General features: G+C 61.2%; 15 protein-coding genes. 7 read left to right on the top strand and 8 right to left on the bottom strand.

Annotation, left to right across the window (positions count from 1 at the left end; all coding sequences use genetic code 11):
• Positions 1-76 precede the first annotated feature (76 nt).
• Positions 77-2,461, top strand: a complete 2,385-nt coding sequence (locus AB7828_RS12310) for a transketolase (protein WP_441230272.1) — start codon at positions 77-79, stop codon at positions 2,459-2,461.
• A 174-nt stretch (positions 2,462-2,635) separates the two neighbouring features.
• On the opposite strand, the gene AB7828_RS12305 is transcribed toward AB7828_RS12310, so the two are convergent.
• A complete protein-coding gene (locus tag AB7828_RS12305) occupies positions 2,636-2,872 on the bottom strand; it encodes an Lrp/AsnC ligand binding domain-containing protein (RefSeq protein WP_068735543.1) in 237 nt (78 codons plus the stop codon).
• A gap of 153 nt (positions 2,873-3,025) precedes the next feature.
• On the opposite strand from AB7828_RS12305, the gene thiD reads away from it, so the two are divergent.
• Positions 3,026-3,826 (top strand): bifunctional hydroxymethylpyrimidine kinase/phosphomethylpyrimidine kinase, encoded by an 801-nt coding sequence (thiD, locus tag AB7828_RS12300; RefSeq protein ID WP_441230271.1) that lies wholly within the window; start codon positions 3,026-3,028, stop codon positions 3,824-3,826.
• 113 nt (positions 3,827-3,939) lie between these two features.
• Here thiD and AB7828_RS12295 read toward each other — a convergent pair whose 3' ends face one another.
• The 3 genes from AB7828_RS12295 to AB7828_RS12285 all read right to left on the bottom strand — a co-directional run bounded on the left by AB7828_RS12295 (position 3,940) and on the right by AB7828_RS12285 (position 4,997).
• Entirely contained in the window at positions 3,940-4,359 is a 420-nt protein-coding gene (locus tag AB7828_RS12295) for a DUF6647 family protein (protein WP_441230270.1), read from the bottom strand.
• 67 nt (positions 4,360-4,426) lie between these two features.
• Positions 4,427-4,606: a hypothetical protein gene (locus AB7828_RS12290; RefSeq protein ID WP_441230269.1), complete on the bottom strand. Its 180-nt coding sequence runs from the start codon at positions 4,604-4,606 to the stop codon at positions 4,427-4,429.
• Between the two features lie 31 nt (positions 4,607-4,637).
• Positions 4,638-4,997, bottom strand: coding sequence for a hypothetical protein (locus AB7828_RS12285; protein ID WP_441230268.1), 360 nt, complete (start codon positions 4,995-4,997; stop codon positions 4,638-4,640).
• A 753-nt stretch (positions 4,998-5,750) separates the two neighbouring features.
• Between AB7828_RS12285 and AB7828_RS12280 the strand changes: the two genes are divergently transcribed.
• Positions 5,751-7,733: a BTAD domain-containing putative transcriptional regulator gene (locus tag AB7828_RS12280; protein WP_441230267.1), complete on the top strand. Its 1,983-nt coding sequence runs from the start codon at positions 5,751-5,753 to the stop codon at positions 7,731-7,733.
• A 3-nt stretch (positions 7,734-7,736) separates the two neighbouring features.
• On the opposite strand, the gene AB7828_RS12275 is transcribed toward AB7828_RS12280, so the two are convergent.
• The 3 genes from AB7828_RS12275 to AB7828_RS12265 all read right to left on the bottom strand — a co-directional run bounded on the left by AB7828_RS12275 (position 7,737) and on the right by AB7828_RS12265 (position 9,858).
• Entirely contained in the window at positions 7,737-8,204 is a 468-nt protein-coding gene (locus tag AB7828_RS12275; RefSeq protein ID WP_184518843.1) for an MAPEG family protein, read from the bottom strand.
• A gap of 135 nt (positions 8,205-8,339) precedes the next feature.
• Positions 8,340-9,290 carry a hypothetical protein gene (locus AB7828_RS12270; RefSeq protein ID WP_441230266.1) on the bottom strand — a complete coding sequence of 317 codons (951 nt, stop codon included), beginning with the start codon at positions 9,288-9,290 and terminating at the stop codon, positions 8,340-8,342.
• A 343-nt stretch (positions 9,291-9,633) separates the two neighbouring features.
• A complete protein-coding gene (locus tag AB7828_RS12265; protein ID WP_441230265.1) occupies positions 9,634-9,858 on the bottom strand; it encodes a DUF1127 domain-containing protein in 225 nt (74 codons plus the stop codon).
• A gap of 392 nt (positions 9,859-10,250) precedes the next feature.
• On the opposite strand from AB7828_RS12265, the gene AB7828_RS12260 reads away from it, so the two are divergent.
• From AB7828_RS12260 to AB7828_RS12245, 4 genes are read left to right on the top strand one after another with little or no spacing between them, the layout of a single operon-like run.
• Positions 10,251-10,910: a class I SAM-dependent methyltransferase gene (locus AB7828_RS12260; protein WP_441230264.1), complete on the top strand. Its 660-nt coding sequence runs from the start codon at positions 10,251-10,253 to the stop codon at positions 10,908-10,910.
• Between the two features lie 56 nt (positions 10,911-10,966).
• Positions 10,967-11,764: a UDP-2,3-diacylglucosamine diphosphatase gene (locus tag AB7828_RS12255; RefSeq protein ID WP_441230263.1), complete on the top strand. Its 798-nt coding sequence runs from the start codon at positions 10,967-10,969 to the stop codon at positions 11,762-11,764.
• A 14-nt stretch (positions 11,765-11,778) separates the two neighbouring features.
• Entirely contained in the window at positions 11,779-12,828 is a 1,050-nt protein-coding gene (locus AB7828_RS12250; protein ID WP_441230262.1) for a glycosyltransferase family 4 protein, read from the top strand.
• A 53-nt stretch (positions 12,829-12,881) separates the two neighbouring features.
• Positions 12,882-13,868: a threonine ammonia-lyase gene (locus AB7828_RS12245; protein WP_441230261.1), complete on the top strand. Its 987-nt coding sequence runs from the start codon at positions 12,882-12,884 to the stop codon at positions 13,866-13,868.
• Between the two features lie 15 nt (positions 13,869-13,883).
• On the opposite strand, the gene AB7828_RS12240 is transcribed toward AB7828_RS12245, so the two are convergent.
• Positions 13,884-15,137, bottom strand: coding sequence for a hypothetical protein (locus AB7828_RS12240; RefSeq protein WP_441230260.1), 1,254 nt, complete (start codon positions 15,135-15,137; stop codon positions 13,884-13,886).
• Between the last annotated feature and the right edge of the window lie 34 nt (positions 15,138-15,171).

The following is a 15,171-nucleotide window of genomic DNA, read 5'->3' as shown; positions in this document are numbered from 1 at the left end:
AAAATCCCTTTGGGGCGCCTGCTAGAATGGCGACCTCATCACGAACCAGCACAGCTGGCCGACGCGGGAGCCCACCATGCCGATCGATCACCATCGCCTGCAGACCCTGACCGCATTGGCGCGCAAGGTGCTCTGGCTCTCGTCATGGACCATCCATAACGCCAACCACATCCGCCCCAATACCGACGGCCTCAAGGTTGGCGGCCATCAGGCGTCGTCCGCCTCGCTGGCGACGATCATGTCGGCGCTGTATTTCGCCGTGCTGAAGCCGGAAGACCGCGTCGCGGTGAAGCCGCATGCGAGTCCGGTGTTCCACGCCATCCAGTATCTGTTCGGCAACCAGACGCGCGAGAAGCTCGAGAACTTCCGCGGCTTCAAGGGGGCGCAAAGCTATCCGTCGCGCACCAAGGATATCGACGATGTCGATTTCTCCACCGGCTCGGTCGGCCTCGGCGTCGCGCAGACGCTGTTCTCGTCGCTGGTGCAGGACTACGTCTCGGCTCACGGCTGGATGAAGGACCGCCGCGAAGGCCGCATGATCGCGCTGGTCGGCGATGCCGAGATGGACGAGGGCAATATCTTCGAAGCTTTGCTTGAAGGCTGGAAGCACGGGCTGCGCAACACCTGGTGGATCGTCGACTACAACCGCCAGAGCCTCGACGCCGTGGTGCGCGAGGGTCTGTGGGAGAAGTTCGAATCCATGTTCCGCAACTTTGGCTGGGATGTGGTGATCGTGAAGTACGGCCGACTGATGCAGACGGCTTTCGCCGAGCCCGGCGGAGCTGCATTGAAGACCTGGATCGACAATTGTCCGAACCAGATCTATTCGGCTTTGTGTTTCCAGGGTGGCGCAGCGTTCCGCAAGCGGCTCAACGACGAGATCGGCGATCAGGGTCCGGTGTCGCGCCTGATCGAGGCGCGCAGCGACGAGGAACTGCTGGCACTGATGTCCAATTTGGGCGGCCACGACATGGCCAGCATGGTCGAGGCTTTCGAAGCCATCGATCACGATCGTCCGGTCTGCTTCATCGCCTACACCATCAAGGGCGTCGGCCTCCCGTTCCAGGGCCACAAGGACAACCATGCCGGCCTGATGACGCCGACGCAGATGGAGACCTGGCGCGCGGCGCAGAACATCCGGCCTGGTTATGAGTGGGACAGATATGAGGGCCTGACGCAGGACGCTTTGATGCTCGATGCGTTCCTCAAGGATGTGCCTTTCGTGCAGCAGGGCACGCGGCGCCTGGGCGCTGACGTGATCGATGTTCCCGCGCATCTGTCGTTCAAGCCGTCGCCGGAAATGTCGACGCAGCAGGGTTTCGGCCTCGTCCTGCATGAGCTGGCACGCGGCGATACCGAACTGGCGTCGCGCATCGTCACCGCGTCGCCCGATGTCACCGTGTCGACGAACCTCGGAGCATGGGTCAACCGCCGTGGGCTGTTCGCACGCGCCGAGAAGGCCGATCACTTCCGCAGCGAGAAGATTCCGTCCACCTTCAACTGGGACTTTTCGCCGAAGGGCCAGCATCTCGAACTCGGCATCGCCGAGGCGAACCTGTTCATCCTGATGTCGGCCTTGGGCCTGTCGAGCAGCATCAACGGCGTCCGCCTGCTGCCGGTCGCGACGCTGTACGATCCCTTCATCGAGCGTGGTCTCGATCAGCTCAACTATGCCTGCTATCAGGATGCCCGTTTCATGGTGGCGGCGACGCCGTCGGGCATCACGCTTGCGCCGGAAGGCGGTGCTCATCAGTCGATCGCGACGCCGCTGATCGGCATGGCGCAAGACGGGCTCGCATCATTCGAGCCGGCTTTCGTCGATGAGCTCGCCGTCATCATGGGGTGGGGCTTCCAGCACATGCAGCGCGACGCGGGCACCGATGAGGCCGGCCAGCGCGCCGGCGGCTCGGTCTATCTGCGGCTCTCCACGCGCAACATAGAACAGCCGCAGCGCATGATGACGCCGGAGCTGCAGCAGGGCATCACCGACGGCGCCTATTGGCTGCGCAAGCCGGGCGCCAATTGCGATCTGGTGATTGCCTATACCGGCACGCTGGCGCCGGAGGCGATCGAGGCAACGGGATTGCTCGGCGACAGCCATCGCGACATCGGCCTGCTGGCGATCACGTCAGCCGACCGTCTCCATGCCGGCTGGACATCGGCGCGAAAGATCCGCCGCGACAGGCGCAACCCGCAGCATCTGAGCCACATCGAGAAGCTCCTGCAACCGCTGCCGCGCGATTGCGGCATCGTCACCGTGCTCGACGGTCATCCGGCGACTTTGGGCTGGATCGGCAGCGTGTGCGGTCATCGCATGGAGGCGCTGGGTGTCGAGCAATTCGGCCAGACCGGCACCATCGACGACCTCTATCGCCATCACGGCATCGACGCGAATGCGATCGTCGATGCGGCGGAGGAGCTGAGCGGCGTGCCCGTGCTGCATCGGAAGATGGCGGTGTGAATGCTGGAGAGGCGATGGTCTCTCAGATGTCGTCTCCGCGAAGGCGGGGATCCATAACCACGGTCAGAGCAAGAGAAGCGGCAGAGCCATGATTTCAGTGCTTTGCCTCAATCGCCAGCGTGTATGGGTCCTCGCCTTCGCGGGGACGACACGAGAGTTTGGGGCAGCTCCGCCTCAAAACGCCTTGAACGTGATGATCGTATGCGTGTCCTGAATGCCCGGGATGGTCTGCACCTTCTCATTCACGAAATGGCCGATGTCGGTGGCGTTATCGACATAGAACTTCACCAGCAGGTCGTAGTGGCCGGCGGTGGAATAGATCTCCGAGGCGATTTCGGCTTCGGCCAGCGCGTTGGCGACGGCGTAGGACTGGCCAAGCTTACACTTGAACTGGACAAAGAAGGGGACCATCGGGATTCTCCGGAAACGGGCGATTTTAGAGATCATCAAGCCCAAAACAGGGTGCGGCGCAAGCCGCCAGCATGTCGCCACCTTGTCGGTCCGGCAATAGAGGGCTAGGACTGAGGTGCCCGCTTATCCCTTGATCTCGCGCGAGTTTTTCCGATGCTCACACCCATTGCCCTGACCATTGCCGGGTCGGATTCCTCGGGCGGCGCCGGCATCCAGGCCGACCTCAAGACCTTCGCGGCGCTGGGCGTCTACGGCGCCTCGGTGATCGCAGCGCTGACCGCGCAGAACACCAAGGGCGTCACCGGCATCCATCAGGTGCCTGCAGAGTTCGTGAGCGAGCAGATCAATGCCGTGTTCGTCGATCTCGCGGTCGGCGCAGTGAAGATCGGCATGGTCGCTCAGCGCGATGTGATCGAGGCCATCGCCGCGGGCCTTGCTACATGGCAGCCGAAACATGTGGTGCTCGATCCCGTGATGGTCGCAACATCAGGCGATCGCCTGCTGGCGCCGGAGGCCATCGTCGCGCTGCGCAGCACGTTGATCCCATTGGCCCAGATCATCACGCCAAATCTGCCGGAGGCGGCCGCGTTGCTGGATGAGCCAATGGCGGAGGGCGATGCAGCCATCGAGGCGCAGGGCAAGCGTCTGCTCGCGCTCGGCTGCAAGGCTGTGCTGATCAAGGGCGGCCACGGGACCGGCCCGGAGAGCACTGACTATTTTATCACCGCAGACCGCGCCATTGCATTGCCGGCAGAGCGCGTGTCCACGAAGAATACGCACGGTACCGGCTGCACGCTGTCATCAGCGATCGCGGCAGGCCTTGCCAAGGGGCAGGACATGGAAGCCGCCGTGCGTGCGGCGAAAGCCTATGTCACGGCTGCGATCGCTGCGGCGGATCGTTTTACGGTCGGTCACGGCCACGGCCCGGTGCATCACTTCCATGCGTTCTATTAGGCAGGTCCAGATCGGCTCAAACCAACCTCGGCGCGCTCCAATCGCGTGAGCATCGGTCCGCGCACGGGCCTGTTGCATCTTATGGCCTATGACGAAGGAACGTCGCGTGCCGCTTACGAACCGTCGCGGCAGACGCTCACCATGTAGATTGTGAGTTCATTCGTGCCGACGAGGCCGTAGGGATCCTCGACCCCCTGTTCGCGGAGCCATGTCATCTGAAGGTCATAGGCTTGGCGTTCGTGGGCTGCCACACACGGAGCTTCGACGTTGTTGGCCCGTTGCACGTGATGCACGAGTTCGTGCAGCAGCGCACTCTTCTGCCGCAAATTGACCGGTTGCCATTCGTGGGGAAGGTAGATCGCGCCTTGTTCGCGGCTGTAGAGCGCTTGAAATTCGAGCCCGCTATTTTCCGGCGCGCCACTTAGCACAGCCATTTCTGCTGACGTCGCGAAATGGATTGGCGGGTGAGCCGGAGGGGCGAAGCCGGTTTGGGCGATGATCCATGCGATATAGGTGGCGATCAGAGCGTTCACGTAGCGACCTCATGCGGATATGGCCTGCGGGGAATTGGACGCTTCACTTGCGTAATCGTGGCGAGGATCAGAAAAGGCCCGAGCTCAAATCCAGGCCGTAAGTGAGCGAGAGCGCGAACACCAGAATTCCGGCTCCGCAGAAAAACAGAAAATGCTTGAGCACATCGGCTCCGGTGATCGAACGAAGAGCGCGGGACATTGCGCTCGCGATTGCAGTCATGTCAGCCTCACGATTGTTGCCATCCATTGATGATTGATGCCGTCTTCACCTGCCGCGATCAGTCGCCCCAGGCTGCTATATTCACAGGGCGACTGTGCTCGGGCGCCGCCCGTGCCAGGAGGACGCCGCCAATCACGTGCACAATGCCGAAGCCGATAAGGATCAGGATGATCAGGTGCGTCTCGCTCAGTCGTCTCACGTTTCTTTTCCTTTCACTGTTCTGTATTTGACGAGCACGCATTTTCGCGTCTGGCGATGGAATGGGCTTGCCAGGATTGGTTTCGACGCGGTCGGAGATGAGATGCTGGTAGCGATGAATGACGTTGATTGCCTGTCCGCGACGTGATTCATGAAGTGCGCTGACGATCATCGAAGCCCCCATAGGTGCTAGAGACGGCGCCGGAAAGTCGGTCTTCATCGCTCTTTTCCTGATACTTCACGGGATGATGCAGGTGAGCTTGCTGACCGCTCGGCCCGCCTGACACCCTTGAAATTTGCATTGAAACTTCGCTGTGCTTGCTAGCATTGGCAGCGATGCTACCGCGGCGTTGGCTTTGTTCGCCTACGGTAGCGGCAAGCTCGACATGTGGTATGTGACGAAATCATCGGAAGCGAGGTCAGGCTGATCGGCTTGGGGCCTTTGGCTCGTTGCAGCCAAAGCAATCAACAAAATCGAGCCATAGAACGCGATCACTCCAGTTCTCCATCTCGCGACGACTCGTCGTTCGTCTTCGGTTGAGAGAAAGGCATACGATCGCGCTCGTAGTTGCGCGGTATTGGTCAATGCGACCTCCTGCTTGATGGCTACTTCGAAATCGAACTGAGATCAGTCGCCTCCGAAAAGGAGGGGTGAGACGGGAGGCGTGGTGTGCGAGGCCGCCCTGGCTTTCGGAGCGGCCAGGGAAGTCAGCGCCACATCAACTCCGGCGAGGATCACGGTCAGGGTAACGACGACTGCAATGATGTGGCGCGTGCGCATGACGGGTTCCGGGTGAAGTCGCTCTGCGCCGAATGCCATTCGCATCTCGTCGCATTTTGACTTGAACCCGCCGCCGTCTCACCGGCGTTAGTCAGCCGTCATCGCTGCGTTAATACTGCTCGCAAAGTTGCCAATCTGAGTTAAATGTATATTCAGAGGACGCATTTGTTCAAAACTTGGAAGTAGCCGACGGTGTGCCCAAAATTTAATCTTTCGCTTTTGGGACGCGTCGTGCTCACCGGGCCGAACGGCGTGGTCGGCTTGCCGAACAAGAAGCTCTCGGGATTGCTTGCTTATCTGGCTTGCACGGCACCGGAGCCTCAGCCGCGCGAAAAACTGTCGACCCTGTTCTGGGGATCTTATTTCGACGCGCAAGCAAGGCAGAACCTCCGTCAGTCATTGTTCAAGCTACGTCAAATTCTGGGGCGGGATGCTCTCGAGAGCGATGGCGAGTTCGTATCGCTGAATACGACGGTGATCCTGTGCGATGTCAGCCGGTTCGAGGCTTTGGTGCGGGAGGGCGGCCGCGATGCGCTGGGTGAGGCAGCGGATCTCTATCGGGGACGCTTCGTCGATGACATCGGTGTTACCGAAGAAGGCTGGAGCGATTGGCTGGCTGGCGAACGCCAGCGATTTCAGGAGCTGGCTCTGACTGCGATGGTCGGGCTCGGCGAAAAAGAACTGGTCGCCGGTCGCGCCGATCACGCATTGAAGGCCGGGCACCGTGCCAGCGCACTGAACAACATGCGTGAGGATGCGCACCGGCTGATCATGCAGGCTCTGTCTGCAACTGGGCGTAAAGCTGAAGCGCTCAAGTACTATCAAGAGGTCGTTGGGCTTCTGAAGCGAGAGCTCAACACGGAGCCGGACGAGGCAACCAGAGCGCTCGTTGCTGAACTACGCAGAGCCCAGACACTGATCGAATCGGTGGCTGTCAGCGAGATCGAGATATCGACTCCACTTACGCCTGCTCTGATGATGGTCATGGATCAACCATCCATTGTGGTTCTGCCGTTTCGGAACATGAGCGACGACCCGGAGCAGGAATACTTCGCTGACGGTGTCACCGAGGACATCATCACCGCTTTGTCGCGCTTTCGCGAATTCGTGGTCATCGCACGCGGATCGAGCTTCGCCTTCAAGGATAGAAGGCTGACCAGCCGGCAAATCGCGCAACAACTCGGTGTTCAATACGTCCTGAGCGGCAACATCCGCAAAGCGGGCAACCGCATTCGTGTATCGGCCGAACTGACCCATGCCCGCGATGAGGTTCAGGTCTGGTCTGATCGCTACGATCGCGCCATCGTCGATGTTTTCGATCTGCAGGATGACATCAGCGCGAGCGTCGCTGCAGTGATTGATCCGGCCGTGCGGAGCGCCGAGGTCGAGCGCGCAAGGCGCAAGCCGCTCTCTGATCTTTCGGCTTACGACATCTACCTGCGAGCGCTTCCCCATCTATGGAACGGAACCCGTGACGGGATCACGAGGGCGATCGTATTGTTGCGACAGTCTCTCAACCGCGATCAGCTGCGCCCAGCCACGCTGGCGTCCCTTGCCTGGGCACTCGTCATGGCGTCGCCTCTGGGGGCCGCAGCGTTGCCGGAAACGTTGGTCGAAGCCGTCGTCTTGGCGCGCCGCGCCGTCGAGCAAGATGGTGCAGATGCTTTCGCCCATGCGGTCTATGGCTTCACATTGTTTGGTCCGGTCGGAAACAACGATCAGGGGCGCATCCACTGCAAGGAAGCTGTGCGCCTCAATCCAAGCTCCGCCTTTGCCTGGGGCATTCTTGGAATGATCGACAGCATGGGGGGCGACTATGAGCATGCTGTCACATGCCTTCACCGGTCGATCGCCCTCAGCCCCTACGACAATATGCTCCATTTTTGGATGACGGGCTTGGCTGCATCATGTTTTGCGCTCGGACGCCCTGAGGATGGTGTCTTGTGGGCGCGCAACTCGATCCAGCAAAATCCGGCCAACGGTACGGGCCATCGCATGCTGGTAGCCAATCTTGTAGCCGCCAGGCGATTGGAAGAGGCCCGCGACGTGACGCGCCAGCGCGATGCCGTGCAAAAGACAACTATCGCAGAGCTTCGTGCCATGCGCTTTTTCAAGCAGGACGACGATCTTGAACGTTACCTATCGGCTCAGCGCGAAGCCGGCGTTACGGCTTGAACTTCACGCGCCGACTGCAGATATCAACGTCCGGACGGTCATGAAGATCAGGATGAGCGAGCCCACAGTCCAGAAGGTCGCGCGTATCTCATGAATCTGTCCGGTGAGATAGGCGATGAAGTGAAGCAGACGTGAGGCGACGTAACCGTATAGCAGCCATTGGGCGAGCAGCAGGGACGGTTGCGTGAGAATGTAGAGCAAACCCGCGACCAGGAAGTAGGGCAGGCTCTCGAGGTCGTTCATTTGGATCCGGCGAATCCGCTCGACGCGCTCGTTGGGCAAGAGTTGCGCCGGGTCGGGCGCAGGGTTCATCGGCGTCTTCTTGATATCCTCGGGCGAACGGTAGCCGCCTTTGACGTCGACCATACGGACTACAGTCAGCCACGACATCGCCACAGCCTTGAGGATCGTCAGGCTCGCAGCAATGACGTAGGTAGCGAATAGCGGATCGTTCAGAGTGAGTTTGTCCAATGTGCCGTCCCCCATAGGCCATAGATCGTATCTATGGCCCAGCGCGTTTCCCAGCGAAATACAATGTCTGTGTCTGTTTACGCGGGATTTGGCCCCCCGTACGAGTGCTGATCGGGGGCCGTCGCCTCTTGGTCATCAGTTTTGCGGGAGGAGACGGCTGAAGGAAGGTAGTTTGAGGCAAAGCTTGACGATGAGAGGGAGCGCGAGGACAGGGATGACGCACGCAGCGACATAACCCTCCGCGAGAGATGGCAGACCAAAGCTGGCCGCCGCCCACACGAGAGTGACATTACGGTTTCCGCTCACGAGGCCTATCGTTCCAGCGGTCTGTAACCCCATTCTCGCGAATGTTAAAGTTGCGAGCACGCACAGTCCAAAGTTGGAGACGACCGCCGCGGCGAGCATGACATCGAAACGTAGCGGATTGCTGATCCAGTGGGTCCGTATGCCCTGTGAGGTTGCCAGTCCGACGATGATGAGTCCGATAACGGCGACCCCGGTGGCAGCGTGTTGGTCGGGCAGAACGGGCATCAGATTCCGGCGAAACCGTATTGCCAGAAAAGCAACCAAGCCTGCAGCGCCGATGATGCTGAACAATCGGATAGCCAGCGCGCCCATGTCGAATTCAATTCCAAGTCCGAGCACTGTGGCAAAACACGGAATTGAAATCGGCGTGAGGAGGGTGAGTGCGATGGATACGAGTAAAGCGAGACGTGTTCGCAGACCAAGCATCCCAGCGATCGCGGCCGCGCTTCCGACCGGCGGCGCCAGGAGCGAAAGCAGAACACCGGCCCGCAGCGCAGGATCAAGCGGAAGGAAGGCCAGTAGAGCGGCAGCGGCAAGAGGAAGCGCCAGGCCGACCCAGGCAACCACCAGGGCCACCAGGGGCAGACGAATCTTGGCTTCGGATGGCGCGAGACCGGCTGTGAGAAACGAGCCTAGTGTCAGCAGAAATGCCGAGAACGGCAAAAGATTATAGCCTAAATGAGCGAGAGGCTGGATCAACAGCCCTGCACAAAGCGAGATCACCAAAAGCGCCGGTCCTTGTCCGCCAAGTGCGGACAATAGCTTGCCAATAACCTGCACGCGCACCCCTTGCCTGGTTACGTATTTGCCCTGGTGGGCCTCTCAAGTGCTCCGCGGAATGCGAAGCAATCGCGATCGCAATCATTGGAATTGCAGCGGTCTGAAATCGGTAACTATCTGGCAAAAACTCTTGCGACCCGAACGTGCGGCGGCAGGACTCGCGTGACACCCGTTGAAGCCTGTCGACGTCGTCGCCGGCGTTGGTTGGGCGCTACAGAAGCGTTGTTGAGAGATGGGCGCAGTATGAGCGTTACATCGTCCGATCAACCGTTGTTGGAAAAGACGAATGTTATGCTCTTGGTCGAGCGCAGTTCCGCCGCAGCAATCGGATTATGATTTTGGACTAGCGGCGCTTCAGTAGCCAAGGCTCCCAGAAGAACCGTGACGCTTCGGCATGCGCTTCGTACAGGCCGATGCCGATATCGTGGAGAAAATCGGGCCTGTCTCTGATATCCGCGCGCAACTCTTCCCTGAAACGGGCTCGCTGCCGCCACGTGGCAGGCAGGCTGAAGATCGCACCGAGACGCAGATGATCGTCGCCTGATACAAACTGTGCGTAGGCGCGCATGGTAGTGCTCCGATTTTTGCGACCGGGATATCCCGGCACATCGCTGCGTGACAAGCATTGAAGCCTGTCGACGTCATCGCCGACGTCAGTCAGGCGTCAGAGCAGCGTTATTTTCGCTTAAGGCGCCGCGAAAAGGCGGCCAGGCGTGTCGAACGCGTCCAGGAAGGGCTTCGTCTTGCACATTCTGCGCGTCAGCACCGGATTCGCGATCCACGCGCTATAGCGGCTCTGTGGGTACATATCAGTTACGGTAGTCCCTTTGGCGGCTCCCTGGCGTATCCAGCGGTATTTCTCATGCGACACTCTGTCGTCGATCTGTCATCCCGGCTTGATATCAGCCGAGCAGCAAATTGGTTGTCCGATTCTTTCGGACACGCTGGACGGAACCTCTGATGACGACGCTGGATCTCGAAAAATCCATTGTTGAAACAGCCTATGCACGCTGGGCTCCGATCTATGATGCGGTGTGCGGTCCCGTGATGCTCAAGGGCCGTCGCGCCGCTGCCGAGGCCGCGCGTGCTGTGGGCGGCAAGGTGCTTGAAGTTGGTGTCGGCACTGGCCTGTCATTCGATGACTATGATGCAACAACCGAGATCACCGGTATCGATCTGAGCGCGCCCATGCTCGCCAAGGCGCGCGCCAAAATGGCAACGGGGCGTTATCCATGGGTCAAGGACGTCCAGGAGATGGACGCCCATGCCATGACATTTTCTGACGCGACCTTCGACTGTGTTGTGGCGCAGTTCGTTATTACTCTGGTCGAGAATCCCGAGCAGGTGCTGTCGGAATGCCACCGCGTGGTGAAGCCGGGCGGCCGCATCATTCTCGTCAATCATCTGTATTCGGAGACTGGTCTGGCAGCCGCCGTCGAGCGCTGGGCCGCCGTGAAGACCCGTTCCCTCGGTCTGCGCCCGGAATTCCCGTTCGCGCGGCTGCAGGCGTGGTCGCGGGCGAACGCTGAATCGATCCTCGTCGAACGCCGCAAGGTGGCGCCGTTCGGCATCTACACATTGGTTACTTTTGAGCGAACCGCGGCGGCGCTGGCGGCGTAAATCGTCATCGCCGTGTCATGCAAATCAGTTAGCTGCTCGACATGGAAAGAGACGTGATGAGTGAAGGCAACGAAAAGCGCTTTCGCACCTTGTTTATCTCCGACGTCCACCTTGGCGCCCGCGGATCGCAGGCTGACCGGCTGCTGGACTTCCTCCGTACCCATGATGCCGATACCATCTATCTCGTCGGCGACATCGTCGATGGTTGGGCGCTGAAATCCGGCTGGCACTGGCCGCAGTCCCATAACGACTTCGTCCAGAAGATGCTGCGCAAGGTGCGCAAGGGCGCCAAGGTCGTTTACATTCCCGGCAATCACGACGAGTTTTTGCGCAGCTATTACGGCACGCGTTTCGGCGGTATCGAGGTCGTCGAGACTGCGACGCATGAAGGCGCGGACGGCAAGAAGTATCTTGTCATCCATGGCGACATTTTCGACCTCGTGGTGCAGAACGCGCGCTGGCTCGCCCATCTCGGCGACAAGGCTTATGACTTCGCGATCCAGATGAATCGTCTGGTCAATGCGCTGCGCAAATTGTTCGGCTTCCCTTACTGGTCGCTGTCGAAATGGGCCAAGATGAAGGTGAAGAACGCCGTCAACTATATCGGCGCATTCGAAGAGACGCTGGCCGGCGAGGCACGGCGCCACGGCGCTGACGGTGTGATCTGCGGTCATATCCACTACGCGACGATCCGTGACGAGCACGGCATCCGTTACATGAATTGCGGCGATTGGGTCGAAAGCTGTACGGCGCTGGTCGAACACGAGGATGGCCGCTTCGAGATCATTACCTGGACCGATCCGGTCCGCCGCGGCATGCCGGTGCAGGCGCTCGCACCGGCCAAGGCGGCGTGAAGGATGGCGGCCTGATGCGCATTCTCGTCGCTACCGATGCCTGGCATCCCCAAGTCAACGGTGTCGTGCGGACGCTGACGATGATGGCGGAAGCGGCGAAGGGCTTTGGCGTCGATGTGAGTTTTCTCACGCCGGAATCGTTTCGTACGGTCGGGCTGCCGAGCTACGCTGATTTGCGCGTTGCGATCCCGAGCCGCCGCAAGATTGCGCAACTGATCGACGAGGCGAAGCCCGATAATATCCATATCGCCACCGAAGGCCCGATCGGATTTTCGGTGCGTGCCTATTGCCGCCGCCGGAGCATTCCCTTCACCACCAGTTTTCATACGCGCTTTCCCGAATATATCTCGGCGCGTTTTCCGATTCCGGAATCCTGGGTCTGGGCCGGCCTGCGCCGCTTCCATGGCGCCAGCTCTGCCGTGATGGCGGCTACGCCGGCGCTCGCGACCGAGCTACGTGACCGCGGCTTTCGCAATGTCGTGCTGTGGCCGCGCGGCGTCGACGCCAATCTGTTTCATCCGCGGCAGGTCGATCTCGGCAAGCCAAAGCCCATTTTCCTCTCGGTCGGCCGCGTCGCCGTCGAGAAGAACCTCGAAGCCTTCCTCGATCTCGACCTGCCGGGTACGAAGGTCGTGGTTGGCGACGGCCCGGCGCGTGCCGCGCTCGAAGCGAAATATCCCGAGGCGCTGTTCACGGGCGCGTTGCAGGGAGAAGCTCTGGCCGTTGCCTACGCCTCAGCCGATGTCTTCGTGTTTCCAAGCAAGACCGACACCTATGGTCTCGTGCTGCTCGAGGCGCTGGCGAGCGGCGTGCCGGTGGCGGCATTCCCGGTAACGGGTCCGAAGGACGTGATCGGCGCGTCGCCGGTCGGCGTCTTGTCGGATGACTTGCGGCAGGCCTGTCTCAAGGCGCTCGAGATCTCGCCGCAAGATTGTCTCAAGTTTGCTGCCGGTCACACCTGGGAAGCGTCGGCACGCGCTTTCGTCAACAATATCAGCCATGTGCGGGCCGAAATCGCCGCCCGTGCACCGTCCGCAGCGAAGCATCCGCGTTTCGCTGCCTGACATGCTCTTTGTATAGCTTGCCCGCCGGTTGTGCCGCGCGATAAAATGCGCCCATGACAAACACCCCATTGCCGATAACGTCCGCCGATATCGATGCCGCCGCGCGCGTCATCGCCCCTTATGCAACGCGTACGCCGTTGCTCCGGTCGCCTGTGCTCGATGCGCTGACCGGCGCGAAAGTGTTCCTGAAGCCCGAAGTGCTGCAGCGAACCGGCTCGTTCAAGTTTCGCGGTGCCTTCAACAAGATTTCCTCGATCCCCGAGGGTGAGCGCGGCAGGGGCGTCGTCGCATTCTCCTCCGGCAATCACGCGCAGGGCGTTGCCGCCGCAGCGCAGATCCTCGGCATGAAGGCGACCATCGTGATGCCGTCCGATGCGCCGGTGTCGAAGGTCGAGCGCACGAAGGGTTATGGCGCCGAAGTCGTGCTCTATGATCGCGACAAGGAAGACCGCGAAGCCATCGCCCGCGATATTGCCGGCAAGAGCGGCGCCACGGTCGTGCCGCCCTATGACGACCCGTTCGTGATGGCCGGGCAGGGTACTGTCGGACGCGAGATCGCCGAGGACATGGCCGCCCTCGGCATCGTGCCGGACATCGTGTCTGCGCAGGCGTCCGGTGGCGGCCTGATCGGTGGCATCGCGACCGCCGTGAAGGCGCGTTTCCCCGAGACGGCAATCATCGTCGCCGAGCCCGCGGGCTTTGACGATCACGGCCTCTCATTGCGCGCCGGCAAGCGCGTCGCCCACAGCAATGCGGGGCGAACGATCTGCGACGCTCTGATGGCCCTGACGCCCGGCGAAATCACCTTCGCCGTCAATCAGCATCTGCTGTCGGGCGGCGTCACGGCCACCGACGACGAAGTCCGCAAGGCGATGGCCTTTGCGTTCCGCGATTTGAAGCTGGTGGTCGAGCCCGGCGGGGCCGTGGCGCTGGCTGCGCTAATGCACGGGCGTTTCGACGCGCGCGGCAAGACGGTGGTGATCGTTTTGTCCGGCGGCAATGTCGATGCGGATCTCTACGCCAGGATCATCAACGCCTGATCTGGCGAGAGGCGCTTACGAGAAGAACGCGATCTTCTCAGCCTGCGTCATCTTGCGGATCGGCGCCAGCGGGTCCGATGCCGGCGCGTTCGGATCCGCGATCACGCCGCCAGCGATCAGCGCTGCGCCAAGCGACGGCGCGGCAGCTTCCGGCTGAGGCACCAGGTCCGGCTGCGGCGGCTCGGGCGCCAGCGCGACCTCTGCGATCTGCGCCAGCGTCATCAGATCGGGATTGAGGGCTTCGGGCTCTGCTGGCTGAACAGCGACAGCTTCAACCTGCATCACCTCAGGCTCAACGTATTGAGGCTCGACAAGCTGAGGCTCAATAACGTCCGGCTCGCTCAGATCGAGCGCGCCCATCTCTGCGGCGACCATATCGAGGACGGCGAGGTCATGTTCGTCCTCAGCAATCCCTGCCGTTTCAGGCGCCTCCGGGACATCGTCCGCAGCGATAGCCGCGGAGGCCTCGGCCATCGTGGCGGCAAGCTCCGCGGTGGCTTCTGCGACAGGCGCGGCCGTTTCAGCGACGGTCTCTACGACCACCGTCTCTGCAACGGGCGGCTGTACGGAGGCGCGCGGCGGTTCGACGCTTGAGATCGTGACCGTCTCAGCCAGCACTTCGCTCGCCTGCGACTTGAACAACGGCGTCACGGATGCTTCGCGCGCTTCGGCGACAACGGGCTCGACCTTTTCGGCAGCCGGAGTCGGTTCGGCCTGCGCAACCGTCGCCGCGCTGCCATCGACCATCTGCTCGACCCGCTGCATCAGCAAGTCGTAGCTCGCCAGCACATCCTCACGGCCGTTGCCATTGAGAGCCTGCTGCCCGGCCTCGATAGCCTTGACCTGCGTGTCGAGCAGATCGCAGATCCGCGTGTCGGCGCCGCATTCACGCAGCGTCCAGGCGATCTCGCGAATGATGCGGGTGCCGTTGCGGGCACCGGTCAAAACCTCGTCGGCGTCGACGCGCGGCATCGCCTCTATGGCGCTGGCCTTGGCCTGACGGACGGCAGAACGGATCGCGCCGAGCGCGGCGATCAGGCTGAGCGCCGGCGCCTGCTTTTGGGCGGCGAGATTGGCTTCCAGCCGCGTGACGGCTTCGAGCACCAGGCTGGTATCGGCCGTGCGGTTGCGCTTGGCATATTCGGCGAGAAACCAGCGGCCGCGCGCGGTCTCCATGAAGGCTTCGCGGATCGCGTCATAGTCTGCCTCGCCCGGCAGGGTGGGGCGGGCAGAGATCGGCGACAGGGCAAATGCTTCTTCGGCCATCATGATAACTCGTGGCGCGCACAGGGATGCGCGGTAT

It is taken from the genome of Tardiphaga sp. 215_C5_N2_1, assembly GCF_052076055.1.
GTDB classification, from domain to species: domain Bacteria; phylum Pseudomonadota; class Alphaproteobacteria; order Rhizobiales; family Xanthobacteraceae; genus Tardiphaga; species Tardiphaga robiniae.
This window is presented reverse-complemented; position numbering and strand designations above follow the sequence as displayed.